The 16,513-nt window shown below is 56.9% G+C and carries 18 protein-coding genes; 9 read left to right on the top strand and 9 right to left on the bottom strand.

Annotated features, from left to right (window positions below; genetic code table 11):
* Nucleotides 1–298 precede the first annotated feature (298 nt).
* Together pyrC and D0C27_RS14355 are read left to right on the top strand one after the other, a co-directional pair.
* On the top strand, nucleotides 299–1,357 hold the full coding sequence (pyrC, locus tag D0C27_RS14360) for a dihydroorotase (protein WP_115634020.1): 1,059 nt from the start codon (nucleotides 299–301) through the stop codon (nucleotides 1,355–1,357).
* 87 nt (nucleotides 1,358–1,444) lie between these two features.
* Nucleotides 1,445–2,245 carry a hypothetical protein gene (locus D0C27_RS14355; RefSeq protein ID WP_238441749.1) on the top strand — a complete coding sequence of 267 codons (801 nt, stop codon included), beginning with the start codon at nucleotides 1,445–1,447 and terminating at the stop codon, nucleotides 2,243–2,245.
* A gap of 4 nt (nucleotides 2,246–2,249) precedes the next feature.
* On the opposite strand, the gene ruvB is transcribed toward D0C27_RS14355, so the two are convergent.
* A complete protein-coding gene (gene ruvB / locus D0C27_RS14350; RefSeq protein ID WP_003803078.1) occupies nucleotides 2,250–3,320 on the bottom strand; it encodes a Holliday junction branch migration DNA helicase RuvB in 1,071 nt (356 codons plus the stop codon).
* Between the two features lie 201 nt (nucleotides 3,321–3,521).
* On the opposite strand from ruvB, the gene D0C27_RS14345 reads away from it, so the two are divergent.
* Complete coding sequence (locus D0C27_RS14345; protein ID WP_009459790.1) at nucleotides 3,522–4,481, top strand: threo-3-hydroxy-L-aspartate ammonia-lyase; 960 nt, start codon at nucleotides 3,522–3,524, stop codon at nucleotides 4,479–4,481.
* 227 nt (nucleotides 4,482–4,708) lie between these two features.
* Here the strand turns inward: D0C27_RS14345 and ruvA are convergent, their stop codons facing one another.
* The 6 genes from ruvA to D0C27_RS14315 all read right to left on the bottom strand — a co-directional run bounded on the left by ruvA (nucleotide 4,709) and on the right by D0C27_RS14315 (nucleotide 10,022).
* Nucleotides 4,709–5,290, bottom strand: coding sequence for a Holliday junction branch migration protein RuvA (gene ruvA, locus D0C27_RS14340; RefSeq protein WP_083053148.1), 582 nt, complete (start codon nucleotides 5,288–5,290; stop codon nucleotides 4,709–4,711).
* Nucleotides 5,291–5,308: 18 nt separating this feature from the next.
* A complete protein-coding gene (gene ruvC, locus D0C27_RS14335; protein ID WP_003803085.1) occupies nucleotides 5,309–5,854 on the bottom strand; it encodes a crossover junction endodeoxyribonuclease RuvC in 546 nt (181 codons plus the stop codon).
* Between the two features lies 1 nt (nucleotide 5,855).
* A complete protein-coding gene (gene purH / locus D0C27_RS14330) occupies nucleotides 5,856–7,448 on the bottom strand; it encodes a bifunctional phosphoribosylaminoimidazolecarboxamide formyltransferase/IMP cyclohydrolase (protein ID WP_035271910.1) in 1,593 nt (530 codons plus the stop codon).
* A gap of 26 nt (nucleotides 7,449–7,474) precedes the next feature.
* A complete protein-coding gene (locus tag D0C27_RS14325; protein ID WP_003803089.1) occupies nucleotides 7,475–7,714 on the bottom strand; it encodes a helix-turn-helix domain-containing protein in 240 nt (79 codons plus the stop codon).
* A 55-nt stretch (nucleotides 7,715–7,769) separates the two neighbouring features.
* Entirely contained in the window at nucleotides 7,770–8,765 is a 996-nt protein-coding gene (gene dusB, locus D0C27_RS14320) for a tRNA dihydrouridine synthase DusB (protein WP_021446962.1), read from the bottom strand.
* Nucleotides 8,766–8,861: 96 nt separating this feature from the next.
* Complete coding sequence (locus D0C27_RS14315; protein WP_137431220.1) at nucleotides 8,862–10,022, bottom strand: FAD-dependent monooxygenase; 1,161 nt, start codon at nucleotides 10,020–10,022, stop codon at nucleotides 8,862–8,864.
* 126 nt (nucleotides 10,023–10,148) lie between these two features.
* Here D0C27_RS14315 and D0C27_RS14310 point away from each other — a divergent pair, with 126 nt between their 5' ends.
* The 4 genes from D0C27_RS14310 (at nucleotide 10,149) to D0C27_RS14295 (ending at nucleotide 13,673) form a co-directional block, all read left to right on the top strand.
* Nucleotides 10,149–10,598, top strand: coding sequence for a hypothetical protein (locus D0C27_RS14310; RefSeq protein ID WP_226349517.1), 450 nt, complete (start codon nucleotides 10,149–10,151; stop codon nucleotides 10,596–10,598).
* 340 nt (nucleotides 10,599–10,938) lie between these two features.
* On the top strand, nucleotides 10,939–11,274 hold the full coding sequence (locus D0C27_RS14305) for a hypothetical protein (RefSeq protein ID WP_003803097.1): 336 nt from the start codon (nucleotides 10,939–10,941) through the stop codon (nucleotides 11,272–11,274).
* 33 nt (nucleotides 11,275–11,307) lie between these two features.
* Nucleotides 11,308–12,162, top strand: coding sequence for a cytochrome c oxidase assembly protein (locus tag D0C27_RS14300; protein ID WP_009460099.1), 855 nt, complete (start codon nucleotides 11,308–11,310; stop codon nucleotides 12,160–12,162).
* 17 nt (nucleotides 12,163–12,179) lie between these two features.
* Nucleotides 12,180–13,673, top strand: coding sequence for a M48 family metalloprotease (locus D0C27_RS14295; protein ID WP_137431219.1), 1,494 nt, complete (start codon nucleotides 12,180–12,182; stop codon nucleotides 13,671–13,673).
* 28 nt (nucleotides 13,674–13,701) lie between these two features.
* Here D0C27_RS14295 and D0C27_RS14290 read toward each other — a convergent pair whose 3' ends face one another.
* Both D0C27_RS14290 and D0C27_RS14285 read right to left on the bottom strand, forming a co-directional pair.
* Nucleotides 13,702–14,817 (bottom strand): YheT family hydrolase, encoded by a 1,116-nt coding sequence (locus D0C27_RS14290; RefSeq protein WP_240688261.1) that lies wholly within the window; start codon nucleotides 14,815–14,817, stop codon nucleotides 13,702–13,704.
* Nucleotides 14,818–14,898: 81 nt separating this feature from the next.
* Nucleotides 14,899–15,111 (bottom strand): zinc-finger domain-containing protein, encoded by a 213-nt coding sequence (locus D0C27_RS14285; protein ID WP_021446957.1) that lies wholly within the window; start codon nucleotides 15,109–15,111, stop codon nucleotides 14,899–14,901.
* A gap of 285 nt (nucleotides 15,112–15,396) precedes the next feature.
* Between D0C27_RS14285 and D0C27_RS14280 the strand changes: the two genes are divergently transcribed.
* Together D0C27_RS14280 and D0C27_RS14275 are read left to right on the top strand one after the other, a co-directional pair.
* Nucleotides 15,397–16,083 (top strand): AzlC family ABC transporter permease, encoded by a 687-nt coding sequence (locus tag D0C27_RS14280; RefSeq protein WP_009460096.1) that lies wholly within the window; start codon nucleotides 15,397–15,399, stop codon nucleotides 16,081–16,083.
* The gene (locus D0C27_RS14275; protein ID WP_009460095.1) at nucleotides 16,083–16,418 is read left to right on the top strand and encodes an AzlD domain-containing protein; all 336 of its coding nucleotides are present in this window, start codon (nucleotides 16,083–16,085) and stop codon (nucleotides 16,416–16,418) included. Before D0C27_RS14280 ends, D0C27_RS14275 begins: the two co-directional genes overlap by 1 nt.
* Nucleotides 16,419–16,513: the final 95 nt, after the last annotated feature.

The following is a 16,513-nucleotide window of genomic DNA, read 5'->3' as shown; positions in this document are numbered from 1 at the left end:
GAGTTGAAGGGGCGGGTTATGCGCTAGGGCACGACTTGTCTGTCAGCATACCGTGATACTCCCGATACGTCCAAGTCCTTTGTGAGCAAGAGCTTTGCGGGTCTGTAAGCAGATTTTCCAGTGTTTACAGGCTGCTGCAACGCACTATGGATTTGGGTTCGGGATTCCTGTGCCAATCATGCGCAGCACAGGTAGCTGTAGCATAATGATGGATTCGGCCTGCTGAAAGGCAATTGTGGCACCTGTTGCTTTATTGACGGTTCAAAGCACGGGCCTTTGTTTGATATTGAGTAAAGATATGAGCCCTACTGTGGATACCCTGGTCATTCGTCGTCCTGATGATTGGCATTTGCACCTGCGCGATGGCGCTGTGTTGGAATCGGTCTTGGGCCATACCGCGGCACAATTTGACCGGGCTATCGTCATGCCCAACCTGACGCCGCCCGTTACCGCAACGGCACAGGCTCTGGCCTACCGCGAGCGTATCCTGACCGCTTTGGCCAAAACTGAGTACGCTGGCAAGTTTGAGCCTTTGATGACCTTGTACCTGACCGACAATACTCAGCCAGAGGAAATTGTCCGTGCCAAGGAAAGCGGAGTTGTGCATGGCGTCAAGCTGTATCCTGCCGGTGCCACCACCAACTCCGACGCGGGCGTGACAGATTTGTTGAAGAACTGTTCCAAGGTGCTGGCCCAGATGCAGGAATCGGGTATGCCTTTGCTGATGCACGGAGAGGTCACAGACCCCAGCATCGACTTGTTCGACCGGGAAGCCGTATTCATCGAGCGTGTGATGATCCCCATGCGCAAGGCCTTCCCCGAACTGAAAGTGGTGTTTGAGCACCTGACCACGGCAGAGGGCGCGGCCTATGTGAGCCAGGCGGAAGGCCCGGTTGCCGCAACCATCACCGCCCATCACTTGCTCTATAACCGTAATGCTTTGTTCCAAGGCGGTTTGCAGCCACACTGGTACTGTTTGCCTGTCTTGAAGCGCGAGAAGCATCGCCAGGCCCTGGTTGATGCTGCCACCAGCGACAGCAATCGTTTCTTCCTGGGTACAGACAGTGCACCACACTCGCGTAGCCGCAAAGAACAAAGTTGTGGCTGTGCGGGCTGTTATACCGCACTGCACGCGATGGAGCTGTACGCATCGGCTTTTGACAAGGCTGGCCGTCTGGATCGCCTGGAAGCCTTTGCCAGCTTGAATGGCCCTGCTTTCTACGGTCTGCCCGTCAATGAAGGAACAATGACCTTGCAGCGCAGCCAGTTCACGATCCCCGGGTCTGTGGAGATGGCCGGTGAGCCGTTGATTCCTCTGGCTGCCGGTCAAGCCCTGGACTGGAGTGTGGTGAGCTAAGGATGACAGAAGCCGCCTGGCTCCAGCGTCTTTACTAGCGCTGAGTCAGGCTGCTCTGGATACCTGGTTTCACCGCGAGATACCGTCGTGGAAACTGCTTTTCTTGATGTGGCGTGGTCTGCTTTGGCAGTCCGCATGGCCGCCACCGCTTTGGTTGTTGTTCTGGTGTCGTGGTCAGTGGGCGCATTTGGCCCATTGATTGGTGGTGCTCTGGCGGGTTTGCCCATGGTGTTGGGCCCCGGCTTCTATTTTCTGTCCCAGCAGTTCCCCGCCGATTATGTGCAGCAGGCGGCAACCTATGCCGTGTATTCGCTTAGTGCGACTCAGCTGTTTTTACTGCTCATCATTCTTTGTGCTCCCACCTTGTCGCCTTGGCGCACCTTATTGTGTGCGGTCGCTGGTTGGGCGGTGGCCGCCTTGCTCTTGTCCTTCATGCCCGTGCAACCTGTGTTGGGGCTGGCTTTGTTTATTGCTGTGACTGCGTTCAGTTTGCGCGTGTCGCGTCGTCTGGCCAGCATGAAAGGGACCAGCAAAGCAAAAGCGGGTTGGGGCTTGCTGATATTCAGAGGGGCCTTGGCAGGACTTCTGGTTGCTATCGTGACCACCAGCAGCTCTTTGCTGGGGCCGAGCTTGTCGGGGCTGATCATGGCTTTTCCCATTGGCTATACCGTGGTCGCTGTGACCATTCACCAAACCTTGGGTGCAGCCAGCTTGGTCGCGACGTTGCGTTCGGCCTTGTGGGGAACAGGCAGTCTGGCAGGGTTTTGCACCACGCTGGCGTTGACCTTCACGCATTTACACTGGCTGACAGCCTTGCTGCTGGCTGCCGCCGTGTCGATTGCGATTACCTTGCTGTTGGTGTTCCGCCCCTGGGCTCGCCGGGGCTAAGCGCTTATTCTGCGTCGAACAGATCCTGACCCTGCGTGTTGCGTGGCGGCGTGAGCCCCAGGTGACGCCAGGTGTTCAGGGTAGCAATGCGGCCTCTTGGGGTGCGTTGCAAAAAACCATGCTGGATCAGATAGGGTTCGATCACATCTTCGATCGTGTCGCGTTCTTCACCAATGGCAGCCGCCAGGCTGTCTACCCCAACCGGGCCACCGTCGAATTTATGCACGATGGCCTCCAGCAATTTTCTGTCCATCAAATCCAGGCCTTGTGGATCCACTTCCAGCATGGACAGGGCAGCCTGTGCGCATTCGGTATGGATGATGCCGCCGGTTTTGACTTCGGCGTAATCGCGTACTCGGCGCAGAAGTCGGTTGGCAATACGCGGGGTACCGCGCGAGCGGCGGGCAATTTCGTAGGTGCCTTCATCCGTCGTGCTGACATTCAGTAACCCGGCACTGCGCGCCACGATATGCGTCAGGTCTTTGACGTCATAAAACTCCAGACGGGACACAATGCCAAAACGGTCACGCAAGGGGTTGGTCAACATGCCGGCACGAGTCGTGGCACCGACCAGGGTGAAGGGCTGCAAATCCAGTTTGACGCTGCGTGCTGCCGGGCCTTCGCCAATCAGGATGTCAATTTGAAAGTCTTCCAGTGCCGGATACAGAATTTCTTCGACGACGGGAGACAGGCGATGGATCTCGTCAATAAAAAGGACGTCGTTAGGTTCCAGGTTTGTCAGCAAGGCGGCCAGATCACCGGGGCGCTCCAGCACGGGGCCGGAAGTCTGGCGCAGGTTCACGCCCATTTCATGGGCAATGATGTGGGCCAGCGTGGTTTTCCCCAAACCGGGAGGGCCAAACAGCAAGACGTGGTCCAGCGCTTCCTGGCGTTGGCGAGCAGCCGCAATAAAGATTTCCAGCTGTTCGCGCGCCCGAGCTTGCCCGACATAGTCCTCCAGCATCTTGGGTCGCAAGGCGCGTTCGATGGACTCTTCGTTGGGTGACAAGGGTTTGGGCGTAATGATGCGCTGTTCAGAAGGCAGGCTGGAGAGCGAATCGGAATGTATGGCCATGATGACTACGCTGATTGAATATACAGTATGGTACACCAAGCACCCACCGCCTGAGTATCAGGGCACATGGCAGTGTGCATGGAATGCGTGGGCAAATCGGTCATCCGTAGCAGCCAGGCTGGATTTGTCCGGCCAGCGCTAGGCTGCTTCGCATGGCATCGCGCATAATGTGGGTTGGAGTTTTTAATCGAGATTTTAGCCATGTCCCTGGAATTACCTGATTTTGCTGATGTTGTAGCCGCCGCTGAACGCTTGGCGCCTGTGGCACACCGCACACCGGTCTTGACTTCCGCAACCTTGAACGAGCGCCTGAATGGCGAAGTCTACTTCAAGTGCGAGAACTTTCAGCGTATTGGTGCTTTCAAGTTTCGCGGTGGGTTCAATGCGCTGGCGCAGTTGAACGAGCAGCAGAAAAAAGCAGGGGTCGTCGCTTTTTCCTCGGGCAATCATGCGCAAGCTGTGGCCCTGTCGGCCAAGCTCTTGGGGATACCGGCCACCATCATCATGAATTCGGATGCTCCGGCTGCCAAATTGGCGGCAACGCGTGGCTACGGTGCCAAAGTGATCGAGTACGATCGCTTGACCCAAGATCGTGCCCAAATTGCACAAGAGCTGGTCGAGCGTGAAGGGCTGACCTTGATTCCTCCCTTTGCGCATCCTGATGTGATCGCGGGGCAGGGGACGGCGGCACTGGAGCTGCTTCAGGAAGTGCCGGACTTGCAGCAGTTCTATGTTCCATTAGGGGGCGGTGGCTTGCTGTCGGGCTGCTTGTTGGCCGCCAAGGCTATGGCACCGGCTTGTGAAGTCTTTGGTGTTGAGCCGCAGGCAGGGGATGATGCCCAGCAGTCCTTGCGTAGTGGGGAGATCGTCAAGATTGCGCCACCTGCATCCATTGCTGATGGGGCGCTGACCCAAGCTTTGGCACCGATGACATTTGAGTTGATTCGCAGCATGGTGACGGACATTTTGACGGTGCCTGATACCGAGCTGGTTCAGGCCATGCGTTTCTTTGCAGAACGCATGAAGATGGTTGTGGAGCCTACAGGTTGCTTGGGTGCCGCGGCGGTAATGCGTCAGGGTGATTTGCAAGGCCGCAAGGTTGGCGTACTGATCAGTGGTGGGAATGTGGATGTATCCGCCTTGGGGCGTCTGCTTGCTTGATGAATTGAGTAGTTCGTAAACATAGGCATTTATCTTGCCTATGTTCCAAAGCGCAGGTCAAACTGGATTGGCAAACGAGCAAACGAGCAAACGAGCAAACGAGCAAACCAGTAAGTCGGCAAATCATTGCATCAATAAGAAGCTCAGCCACCGCGCGGTTGCGCGAACAGAAAAAAGCCGGGCCGTTCATATGAACGGCCCGACTTTTTATACATAGCAGTGTCGTCTCAAGCGCGTGACAGCGATTTCAGCGCTTGCTTGATCCCTTCTGACACATCAATATCATCTGGCAAGGCTTTGACAGCAACACTGGCTTCCTTGTTGGAGTAGCCCAATGCTTCCAATGCGTGCAGCACATCATCACGGCTATTGGGAACGGCGCTGACTGTACCGCTGCTGCCCAGGTCTGCACCCAGCTTGCCACGCAGTTCCAGTAAAAGACGCTCGGCGGTTTTCTTGCCTATGCCTGGAATCTTCACTAGACGGGAAGTCTCCTGGCGGGTAATAGCATCGGCCAGTTCTTCAGCACTCATGCCCGAAAGCAAGGACAGGGCGGTGCGGGCACCAATGCCCGTGACTTTGATCAGGGCCTTGAAGGTGCTGCGCTCGTTCAGGCTGGAAAAGCCAAACAGCACGTGAGCATCTTCACGAATAGCCAGATGGGTGAACAGATTGACCTGTGCGCCCAGCTCTGGCATTTGGTAGAGCGTACTCATAGGTACATCGATTTCATAACCGACCCCCCCCACATCCACACAGATGGTAGGCGGCTGTTTTTCGATCAAGGTACCCCGGATGCGACCTATCATGACATTCCTTCTGGAGAGTTAACCCAAGATCCGGCCAGCGCGAATGCGACGGCGCGGCCCGGTGGTGATGGCTCCGCTTTTTTGCAGGCCGCCCACCACACTGCTGTGATGAGCATGACTGATGGCGCAGGCCAGAGCGTCGGCCGAGTCCGGTGCGGGCAGGCCGTTCAGCTGCAAGAGCCGCTGGACCATCAGCTGGATTTGTTCTTTGGCAGCGTGGCCGCTGCCGGTGACGGTTTTCTTGATCTGCAACGCTGTGTATTCATGTACATCCAGGCCGCCTACGGCCAACGCACACAAAGCGGCGCCCCGTGCCTGCCCCAGCAAAAGGGTAGAGGCAGGGTTGCTGTTTACAAAGACTTTTTCGATGGCAGAGGTATCGGGCTTGCTTTGCTCAATCACCTCGGTGATGTGAGTCAGAATCAGCTTTAGCCGCTCAGCAAGAGGCAGATCAGGCGGGACCACGATGGTCCCGCTGGCCACATAGCGCAAGCTGGGCCCCTGGGCGTCGATCACTCCGAAACCAGTGCGACGCAAGCCAGGGTCTATGCCCAGGATTCGCATATTAGTGACGGAAGTGGCGTGTGCCGGTCAAGACCATGGCAATACCACGCTCGTTGGCGGCGGCAATGACTTCGTCATCACGCACGCTGCCGCCGGGTTGAATCACGCAGGTGGCGCCTGCTTCGGCAACTACATCCAGACCATCACGGAAGGGGAAGAAAGCGTCGGACGCAACCGCCGAACCCTGCAGGGTCAAGCCAGCGTTTTCAGCCTTGATGGAGGCGATGCGGGCAGAGTCCACACGGCTCATCTGGCCAGCGCCTACACCCAGGGTCATGCCTTGACCGCAGAACACGATGGCGTTCGATTTCACGTACTTGGCCACGTTCCAGGCAAACAGCATGTCTTGCATTTGCTGGGCGGTGGGCTGTACTTGTGTCACGACCTTGAAGGCTTCGGTGTTGTCGCGGAAGGTGTCGGGCGTTTGCACCAACCAGCCGCCGCCGACACGTTTCACGTCGAAAGCGTTGTGAGCCTGACCGGGCTGAATGCTCAGCACGCGCACGTTCTTTTTCGCGGCAAACACGTCCAGAGCACCTTGCGTGTAGGATGGTGCCAGCAGCACTTCTACAAACTGGCTGCTGATCGCCTGGGCAGCGGCTTCGTCCACTTCACGGTTGAAGGCAATAATGCCGCCAAAGGCCGACGTTGGGTCAGTTTGGAACGCTTTGCGATAGGACTCCTCGGCGGTTTCGCCCAGAGCTACACCGCAAGGATTGGCGTGCTTGACGATGACGCAAGCGCCCGCGTCAAAGCTGCGTACACATTCCCACGCGGCATCGGCGTCAGCAATATTGTTGTAGGACAGTTCCTTGCCCTGCAGCTGCTTGTAGCGACCCAGCAGACCTTCGCCAATGGTGCCGTCTGTGTAGAAAGCCGCGCTTTGGTGCGGATTCTCGCCGTAGCGCAGAGTCTGTTCCTGTTTGAGCTGAATGGTCAGCACATTGGGCCAGGTGTTCACTTCGGGGGCGCTGTCCTGGGCAGGCTCGGCCTGAGCCAGGCTGGTGAGGTAAGCCGCAATAGCACCGTCGTAAGCGGCGGTGTGGGCGTAAACCTTGGCGGCCAGTTCCAGGCGCAGGCCGTAAGAAGGGTGGCCAGCAGGGCTATCCATATCAGCCAGCACGCGTTCGTAATCGACAGGGTCAATTACCACACAGGCGCCGCCTTCAGGCGTACCGTGGTTCTTGGCAGCAGCGCGCAACATGGCGGGGCCACCAATATCAATGTTCTCTACCGCATCGGCAAAGGTGCAACCCGGCTTGGCAATGGTTTCACGGAAAGGGTAGAGGTTGACGACCAGCAGATCGATACGGTCAATGCCGTGCTCTTCCAGAGTCTTCAAATGTTCGGCGCTGTCGCGACGCGCCAGCAGGCCACCGTGAATTTTTGGATGCAGTGTTTTGACACGGCCATCCAGAATTTCTGGCGAACCGGTGTGTTGGGCCACTTCGGTAACTGTCAGGCCAGCTTGGGCCAGCAGCTTGGCGGTGCCACCAGTGGATAAAAGCCGCACTCCGCGTTGGGCGAGTGCTTGGGCAAATTCGACAATACCGGTTTTGTCGGAGACAGAGAGAAGAGCTGTCTGGATTTTCATGGAAGGTGAGACGTGAGAGTTAGGAATCAGGGTTGCAGATTGTGGGCACTGAGCTTCTTGCGCAAAGTACTACGCGTGATGCCCAGCATTTCTGCGGCCTTGGATTGGTTGCCCGCGGATTTCTCCAGGGCAACTTGCAGGACAGGCCGTTCCACGCAGGAGATGACCATCGACAACAGATCGCGTGGCTCGGATTCGCCTAGATCGGCGAAGTAGCGTTCGAGGCGTTCACGTACGGACTGTTCTAGTGGGTTGGTCGTTGACATTTTTTTCTGAAGGTATACGTAGTACTTAAATACAAAAGAGCCACACAGCTGTCTGTTATTGCAGGTAGGGCTGGTCCAGGTCGCATTCTTGAAACCAGTGAGTAATGGCTTCTAATTGATCTGCACAGTTTTCGATACGATTAATCTGGTCCAGCCAGTGTCGGGAGTCCGGCATATCCGACAAATACCAGCCTATATGCTTGCGGGCAGTACGTACTCCAGTGTGCTGCCCATAGAAAGCGTAATGGTCTTGCAGGTGTTCGATCATGCAATCGCGCAGTTCGCCGAAGGTGGGGGCTGCACGATGTTCGCCATGTTCGAGGTAATGCAGGATTTCCCGGAAAATCCAGGGTCGTCCTTGCGCGGCTCGACCGATCATGACGGCATCCGCTCCGGTGTACTCTAGTACGAATTTTGCCTTTTCGGGACTATCGATATCCCCATTGGCGATGACCGGAATAGAGAGGCTGTTTTTGACTTCGCGTATGGTGTCGTATTCGGCGTGGCCCTGGTAGAAGTCGCAGCGGGTGCGGCCATGCAGAGTCAAAGCGGCGATGCCGATATCCTCGGCCAAGCGGGCAATACGAACAGCATTGCGCGATTGCGCATCCCAGCCGGTGCGGGTCTTGAGTGTAACCGGAACCTGGTAGGGAGTACATGCCTTGACAACGTGTTCAAGGATTTCAATGATGCGTGGCTCGTCACGCAAGAGGGCGGAACCCGAGGCCACGTTACAGACTTTTTTGGCCGGGCAACCCATATTGATATCAATGATGCGAGCGCCTTTGCTGATATTGAACACAGCGGCTTCGGCCATCATTTCAGGGTCGGAACCGGCAATCTGTACAGCCACCGGATCCGCTTCACCCTCGTGATTCAGACGTCGTGACGTTTTCACGCTGTCCCACAAGCGCTTGTTGCTGGCGGCCATTTCCGAGACGGCATAACCGGCGCCCAGCGTCTTGCACAGACGACGGTAAGGTCTGTCTGTGACTCCAGCCATGGGGGCGATGAAAATAGGGTTAGGAAGGGTCCAGGGGCCGATACGCATGGGGAAGATTTTAACCCTGCGACACGGGTTCGTGGGCAAGGACTTACAAGAAGAATAAGGGGTGGCCCCGCATCGGGGCCTGTAACGCAGGTGGGCCTAGGCGCGCATTCCTTGCAGCAGCTGCCGGGCAAATGGCTGCCGGGCGAAGGGCAGGGTGTCCATGGCCAACAGTCCCAGACCACATGCATGCTGGATCAATGGATTCTTGGTGGCGAACAGACGCGGCAAGGTATCGGTGATGGCGGCGGTCAACCAGCGATCCGGGCGGCGCAGACGAGCGTAACGAGCCAAAAAGGGATCGGGGTTCTGGCTGCAATCAGCTTGCCAGGCGGCCAGACACTGTGACAATTGTGCGACATCACGCAAGCCCAGGTTCAGACCCTGACCGGCAACCGGGTGCAAGGTCTGGGCGGCATTGCCTACTGCCAGCAGGCGTTCGGACAAGCGGCTGGGACCAGCATGAAAGGCAAGCGGGAAGATGTGACGCTTGGAGACCAGCTCCAGATGCCCCAGGCGCTCTCCAAAGGCTTGCAGCATGGCGGCCTGGAACTCTTGGACAGGCAGCTCGGCCAAGGATTGGCTGCGATCCGGGCTATTGCACCAGACGATAGCGTACAGATCGGGAGCATCTGGGTGGGGCAGAGCTGCAAAGGGGCCGTGCTCGGTGAAGCGCTCGTAGGCCCAGCCGGTTTGAGGCTGACTGGCGCGCACCGTCGTCAACAAGGCATGTTGACCATAATCGCGTCGCACGCCGGTAGGGCGGACGCCATCACACTGTACGGCAATCAAGGCTGTGGCCTGACCCGCATCGTGGTCGACCAGAATCTGTTTGGGGGCGGAGTGGGTGCGGGCTTGCTGAGCGGGCAGTAGCGTAACGCCGCTGTCCCGGAGCCGGGCGTGTAAGGTCCAGAGCAAATCATCGTAATGAACGACGGCGCCCAGGTCAGGTACGCCCAGTTCGTCGGCCTGAATCAGACAGCGACCCAGGCGTCCTTTTTGGGAAACATGCACGGTGCGCATCAGGGCGGCACGCTCGGGCCAGGCTTTGAGCTGATTCAGAATCAGACGATGGCTGCCGTGATTGAGGGCCAGCGTGCGTGGATCGCCCTGAGCATGTTCGGTGCTGGCCAGATCGAAGTTTTTCCCCAGAACGGCAATGCGTGACGGGCTTGGGTGCTGGGCAGCCAGCATTAGCGCCAAAGATGCGCCTACGGGACCGGCGCCACAAATGGCGATGTCGTAGTCGGTGGCATTCATGGGGGACCTCATGACGGCAAGGAAGTAATTCAGGTATTGTACGGGAAGGTGGCTGTCAAATTGGCTTTAAGCAAATGACAGCTGTGCGCAATGGCTGGCAGCACAAGCCCGGATTGGATGCCCTGCATGTCTCAGCAGACTTTGTCATTTGAACAGACCAAACCTTTTCGCCATAAAGTCACCGCCGCGTGGCTGTCTCTTTTATTAGGTATGGTGGGTGCGCACCATCGCTATCTGGGCAGACGCTTTTGGTATGTCCCTTTGGTGTTTACTGGCCTGGCCATTCTGGGAACGCTGGTGTTTCAGCAGGGGCTGGATTCGTTATTTCCCAATTTGCTGATCTTGCCTGTCAGTGCCGGGATTATCGAGGCCGTGATTCTGGCGCTGCGTAGCCCCGAAAAGTTTGACGCCCTCTACAACCCGCAAAGCGATCAGCATAATCAGCATGGCTGGCCCAGTGTGTTGACGGCAGTGGTGTCTACGGTTGCCTTTGCCAACATCAGCCTGTTCTGGCTGGTACATATCATCATGGCCTTTTATCGCTACATGGGCTGGCTGGATTTGTCTGTGTATTAAACACATCAAGTGCCTTGTAAAGTAAAGGTTTTTCACAGGGCTGCCCTTGTGGCGCTGCCTTGCGCACGTTACAATACGGGTTCTTTGGTTTTATAGGAGCTGTGTGGTGAATCCCGACCCCGGCGACAGTGCTAGTCGATCTATGTTCGACCTATCTATGTCCAGGCGCGTTCAGGCCCGCTGATTCCTTCACAGCTTGCCGCGTCCTGGAAGTTTCAGGGCGTGGTATCTCAGGCGGCTGTTCTGCTGCCTTAAATTCCCCGCCATTTCATTCTCTAGAAAGCCTTTGGCTTTCCGAATCCTGATGTGTTGCAACTTTTATGTGCAATAGGGGGAATGTATGCGTATTTTTGATCTCTTTTTGCGCCGTGCCGGCATCCAGGCTTCTGCCCTGCGTGCTCGTGCCCCTTTGTCCGTCTCCCGTTTGACGGTTGTCTGCCCTCGTGGCGATCTGGCCCAGATCCGGCGTCGTATTTACTCGGACCTGAATACCGCAGGTATCCGCGTGGCCAATGTGCAGGTAGACCATTCCGATACGCACGATACCGCGTGCGTGACCTTGACTTGCCCGCCTGAACTGCGTGCAGAACTGATGCAGCGTGCCCGACTGATTCGGGATTATCCCGGTGTGCTGAATGTGAAGTGGGCAGGGCGGGAGCGTATTGCTATAAACTAAACCGCAACTGGATTTGTTGCGGATGGCGCTGCTATGTCCTTGCTCGACTGGCTGACACCTTGGGAGTTTTCTCCTGTTCTGCTTTTGACCTTCTTGCTGGTCATCGCTTTGTACGTCCGGGGGCGGCAAGTACACCGCCCCAATCTTTTGCGCCAGTCCTTCTTCTGGATTGGCCTGATTCTCCTCTACCTTTCCTTGCACACGCGCCTGGACTATTACGCCGAGCGCATGTTCTTCATCCATCGGGCCCAGCATTTGATCTTGCATCATCTGGGCCCCTTGTTCCTGATGGGTGCCTATCCCGGTCAAACCTTGCGTGCGGGGCTGCCGTTGAGCTGGCGGCGGGCTTTGGCTCAATGGTTGCGCCGACCCAGTGGCCGACGTGTTCAGGCTGTCCTGACCAACCCGATACTGGTCGCCTTTCTGTTTGTTTTCCTGGTCCTGATCTGGATGCTGCCTACGGTGCAGTTCTATTCCATGCTGGACTGGCGTTTGTACCGTTTGATGAACTGGTCTGTGGTCATCAGCGGGATCATGTACTGGAACCTGATTCTGGATCGTCGGCCTTCACCACCGGCCCGGCTGTCGGTGGGTGGGCGTATACTTTCGCCGGTTATTACGATGGTGCCGCAGATGATTGTGGGCGCCATCATCACATTTACTGAATACGACCTTTATCCGATTTTCGATTTATGCGGTCGTGCCATTCCGGGTATGGATGCGCTGGCTGATCAGGTCATGGGTGGCCTGATTATGTGGGTGCTGGCCGGTCTGGTTGAAGTGTTTGGCCTTTTGTATGCCTTGGGCACCTTGATGCGCCTGTCAGCGCGTCACCGTTTGCCAGAATCTCGCAAGCGGACAAGCGCTATGATGGTCAGGGCCAATTGATTTTGTCGGGAGTATCCATGCAGTTTAAACCCGCCCGTTCCGCGCTTTCTCTATGTCTGGCTTTGTCGCTGGCTTTCGGTTCAGTGTTGCCTGTGCAGGCGCAGCCTGTGGGCATCCCTTCAATGGGAGCAGCTTCGGGTGCCGAGTTGTCTCCGGCTTTGGAGCGGACTTTGGGCAATGCCATCATGGAGCAGGGCAGGCGTTCACCCGACTATGTCTCGGACCCGGATATCAATCAGTATTTGACGGATATGGGCCGCAAGCTGGCCCAGTACGGTCCTGCCATGGCGCAGCCAGTGACGGTATTTGCCCTGCGTGATAGCAGCATCAACGCCTTCGCCTTGCCCGGTGGCTATATCGGTATTCATAGCGGGCTGTTCACGGCTTCACAGTCCGAGTCCGAATTGGCCTCGGTGCTGGCTCACGAAATTGCCCACGTAGCGCAACGTCACGTGGCTCGCGGTATTACCCAAAGTGCGCAAAGCAACCATTTGCTGATTGCTGCTCTGGCCGGAGCCTTGTTGGGGGCCCTGGCGGGCAGTGGTGATCTGGCTATGGGGGCGGCTGCTTTCGGACAAGCAGCGGCCGTGGATAGGCAGCTGGGTTTTTCTCGTCAGGCCGAGCAAGAAGCTGACCGCGTCGGTTTCGAGATGCTGCTCAAGGCTGGTTATGAGCCACAAGGTATGGTGCAGATGTTTCAGCGTCTGGCCGCGGCTTCGCGTCTGAATGAGCGCGCGACAGCCAATGAGTACGCCAGCACTCACCCCATGTCTCAGCAGCGTGAATCGGACATCAGTAACCGGGTGCGCGGTCTGCCAGCCAGTAATTATCAGGACACCCCTTCGTTCTGGTATATCCGTGCGAAGTTGATGGTGATGCAGGCTGGGGGTGGGCAGTCCTTGCGTGTTCTGGAACAGGCGCTGCAAAGTACGAACCAGTCACAAAGTGATCTGGAGCGCTCTGCGGCGCAGTACGGTCTGGCCTATATTGCGCAAGGCCGTCAGGATTATGAACAGGCTCGTGCGCATCTGACCGAAGCGCGGGGACAGGGCAAGTTCCAGGCCCCGGAACTGGATACTTTGGGTATACGCATTGCGATTGCCGATCGTGATGTGCAAGGTGCTCTGAATTTGGCCAAGCAGGCCTGGCAGCGTTGGCCCAAGAGCCAAGGGGTGGCTTTGGCTTATGTGCAGGTCTTGCAGCAATTGGGGCAAAACGATCAGGCGCAGGCTTTCTTGATTGAGCGTATCAAGCAATGGCCTGATGAACCCCAGCTGCATCAGTTGCTGGCACAAACCTATGATCGTTTGGGCGACGGTGTAAAGGCCCGGCGTACCATGGCTGAGTACTATGAATTAGTGGGGGCTCTGCCTACCGCTGTGGAGCAATTGCAGCAGGCGCGCAATTTGACCCAGGACTTCTATCAGCAATCCGAGCTGGATACGCAGATTCGTCAATTGCGTGAACGTGTGGAAAGTGAGCGTATCTTGCTGGAGCGTTTCCGCTCCTGATGAGCCCGCAGGCCCGCTTTAGCCGATCTTAGCTATTGGTTTCAAAAAAGCGGGCCAGTCTTGCGGGTAACCAACCCATATTGCCGGGGATGCTGCCCGTGATGAAACCGACGTGCCCGCCTTCGGCAGGTTGATGCAGCAGGATGGAGTCCGAGCAGTCCTGAATGGTCGGCAAACTGGTGTGCGGCACGAAAGGATCGTTGCGAGCATTCAAAACCAGCGTAGGAATTTTGATATTGCGCAGCAAAGGCTTGCTGGATGCGCGCGTCCAGTAATCCAGCGCATGGCTGAAGCCGTGCATGGGCGCGGTATAAATGTCGTCGAAGTCGCGTATGGTGCGGGCCTGATTCAAGCGGGCAGTATCGACCATGCCTGGAAAACGGTGAGCCTTGTCCTGCAGCTTGCTGCGCATGCTTTTCAGAAAATAGGGCGAGTAAAACCAGCGGCCCATTCGGGATTCGGACAGGTAGCGGCCGCAAGCGACCAGATCCAGTGGTACCGAAATGGATGCACATGCCTGCAACCAGGACACTTCATCACCCGCTTCCCCCAAATATTTGAGCATGGCATTGCCGCCCAGCGAGGTGCCGGCTACGTGCCAGCGCACATTGGGCAGGTGGCCTCGAACCGTATTCAGGATAAAGCTGATTTCTTCCGAGTCACCCGAGTAATAGGCGCGTGCCATGCGATTCGGGAAGCCTGAGCAGCCCCGGAAATGGGCGACCACCACAATCCAGCCACGGGCGCGGAAGTACTGGGCGATTGCCTGGATGTAATGGCTGCGGCTGCTGCCTTCCAGCCCATGAAACAGAACCAGGGCATGGGTATCGGCCGTGCTGGGCAGGCTGACCCAATCCTGAGGCTGCATCCAGCGACGGGCGGCGGTGCGGGATAAGTGGGCGTCGGGTTGGGCGGTGGCACCGTTGGCCAGCTTGTCGGCAAACAGACCAGGCCCGGTCCAGTCCAGGTCCAGGAAGTCGCCATCGGGTGTATCAATTCTTTGACGAACAAAAGCGATATGGTGATGGCGGGCAAAAAATGCCCCGTGAATGGTCTGTATGTGTCCGCCAGGCAACCAGGCGGGCAGGGGACAGGCGCTTGAATCCAGACGGGCAACCGTATCGGCATGACGCCAGGGTTGCACGTCAGCTCCGGGCACAGGGCCCGGCTCTATCGCATTGCCAGAGGGGGGAGCAGTGGGGTCCAACGAAGCCAGATTCAGAAATTAATGACCGTGAACCTTCTCGCCTTCTTTCAGGCGGTAGCGGGCACCACAGTAAGGGCAAGCGGCTTCGCCGGTCTTGCTGATATCGATATACACGCGGGGGTGCATGTTCCACAGTGTGCCACCTGGACGGGGGCAGTGCACGGGCAGATCGTCGGCTCCGACCATAATCAGTTCGTGATCTGCTTTTTTAGGTTCGATAGCGGCGCTCATAAGGTTCCTGATAACAATGAGAGAGGTAAGAATACCGTGCACGCAACGGCGGTGCCGAACTTTACGTGCGTAGACTAGCGATTGTAGCAAGACCCGGCCTGTTTTTTCTTGACCTTATCAACAGAGCAAGATGTTCGTGCCTCGGTTTTGCTTCTAGAATAAGAAAAATCATAAGCAAAGCTGTCGCCGCTGTTTACAGCTTGCGGGCAGCACATCTCAGGAGACGGCGTGTCAGCCATCACAAGATTATCGGCCTTGTTGCCTAGTGCACAGGATCGTGTACACATGCGCGCCGGTTTCATCGACTTCATTCCCGCCTTGATTGCCACTGTGGTCTGGGGCTTTGTAACGGGCGTGGCCATGGTCAAGTCCGGCTTGAGCGGGTTTGAAGCCACCTTGATGACCTTGTTTGTGTATGCGGGCTCGGCCCAGCTGACGGCCTTGCCGCTGATCGAGTCCCACGCGCCCTTGTGGTTGATTTTCACTGCCGGGTTCATCGTCAATATTCGCTTCATTATTTTTGGAGCGGCCTTGCAGCCTTTTTTTCGTCATCTGAGCTGGAAGAAACGCCTGGGCCTGGGCTATATCACCAGTGATATGGTGTTTGTGCTGTTCATGTCCAAGTATGGCGACTCCAAAGAGCGTGGCTCTCGCGAGCATCTTTGGTATTACCTGGGAATCATCCTGCCTGGTTGGCTAAGCTGGCAGATTGCCTCCTTGTCGGGCATTGTGCTCAGTGCCTATGTGCCGCCTTCCTGGTCGCTGGAGTTTGCGGCCATTCTGGCCCTGCTGGCGCTCCTCATTCCCTTGGTCAACAACCGTGCCATGTGGGCCTGTTTGATTACGGCCAGCGTGATTGCATGGGTCGGACAGGCGCTGCCCCTGCGTTTGGGGCTGGTGGCAGCGGTGCTTGGCGGAGTGCTGGCTGGCGTGGCGGCAGAACAACTGCAACGGCATAGGGATGCACGGTGATGAGCGATTGGCAGTATGATTGGTACGTTTTGGGTGCAATCGCCCTGTTGGTGTTGTGCAGCTTGCTCACCCGCTCCGGCTATTTCATGTTTGGTGATTTGCTGCCCCTGACCGAACGTATGCGGCGCGCCTTGCGCTTTGCTCCGGTAGCTGCTCTGGCAGCAATCATTATCCCGGAACTTTTGCCTTGGGCTTACGGCGACACCCCCCGATTGGATATTAAAGCTCTGGCCAGCCTGGTGGCTGTGCTGGTGTTCATCCGTACCCGTAACGCTGTTTGGGTAATCGTGGCCGGGATGGTGGCGTTCTGGCTGATACGTGCCGTGATGCCATAAAATCCTGACCCGAGTACTGACATGCCCGTGACTGCTGTGAGGCAGGCGGGCATAAGTTAAAATAGGATTGTTACAAATGCTTGCCACTGGTGGCA

Source organism: Alcaligenes faecalis (assembly GCF_005311025.1).
In the GTDB taxonomy this organism is placed as follows: Bacteria; Pseudomonadota; Gammaproteobacteria; order Burkholderiales; family Burkholderiaceae_B; genus Alcaligenes; species Alcaligenes phenolicus.
Note: the sequence above shows the minus strand (reverse complement) of the source record. Positions and strands in the feature narration are given on the sequence as shown.

Excerpts from the sequence above, each read along its gene's own strand:
- D0C27_RS14310 (WP_226349517.1), top strand. The coding sequence starts at position 10,149 with ATGTCTCAGCAGACTTTGTCATTTGAACAGACCAAACCTTTTCGCCAT.
- D0C27_RS14275 (WP_009460095.1), top strand. The coding sequence starts at position 16,083 with ATGAGCGATTGGCAGTATGATTGGTACGTTTTGGGTGCAATCGCCCTG.
- dusB (WP_021446962.1), bottom strand. The coding sequence starts at position 8,765 with ATGCGTATCGGCCCCTGGACCCTTCCTAACCCTATTTTCATCGCCCCC.
- pyrC (WP_115634020.1), top strand. The coding sequence starts at position 299 with ATGAGCCCTACTGTGGATACCCTGGTCATTCGTCGTCCTGATGATTGG.
- purH (WP_035271910.1), bottom strand. The coding sequence starts at position 7,448 with ATGAAAATCCAGACAGCTCTTCTCTCTGTCTCCGACAAAACCGGTATT.
- ruvB (WP_003803078.1), bottom strand. The coding sequence starts at position 3,320 with ATGGCCATACATTCCGATTCGCTCTCCAGCCTGCCTTCTGAACAGCGC.
- D0C27_RS14315 (WP_137431220.1), bottom strand. The coding sequence starts at position 10,022 with ATGAATGCCACCGACTACGACATCGCCATTTGTGGCGCCGGTCCCGTA.
- D0C27_RS14285 (WP_021446957.1), bottom strand. The coding sequence starts at position 15,111 with ATGAGCGCCGCTATCGAACCTAAAAAAGCAGATCACGAACTGATTATG.
- D0C27_RS14325 (WP_003803089.1), bottom strand. The coding sequence starts at position 7,714 with ATGTCAACGACCAACCCACTAGAACAGTCCGTACGTGAACGCCTCGAA.
- ruvC (WP_003803085.1), bottom strand. The coding sequence starts at position 5,854 with ATGCGAATCCTGGGCATAGACCCTGGCTTGCGTCGCACTGGTTTCGGA.
- ruvA (WP_083053148.1), bottom strand. The coding sequence starts at position 5,290 with ATGATAGGTCGCATCCGGGGTACCTTGATCGAAAAACAGCCGCCTACC.
- D0C27_RS14345 (WP_009459790.1), top strand. The coding sequence starts at position 3,522 with ATGTCCCTGGAATTACCTGATTTTGCTGATGTTGTAGCCGCCGCTGAA.
- D0C27_RS14300 (WP_009460099.1), top strand. The coding sequence starts at position 11,308 with ATGTCCTTGCTCGACTGGCTGACACCTTGGGAGTTTTCTCCTGTTCTG.
- D0C27_RS14280 (WP_009460096.1), top strand. The coding sequence starts at position 15,397 with ATGCGCGCCGGTTTCATCGACTTCATTCCCGCCTTGATTGCCACTGTG.
- D0C27_RS14295 (WP_137431219.1), top strand. The coding sequence starts at position 12,180 with ATGCAGTTTAAACCCGCCCGTTCCGCGCTTTCTCTATGTCTGGCTTTG.
- D0C27_RS14305 (WP_003803097.1), top strand. The coding sequence starts at position 10,939 with ATGCGTATTTTTGATCTCTTTTTGCGCCGTGCCGGCATCCAGGCTTCT.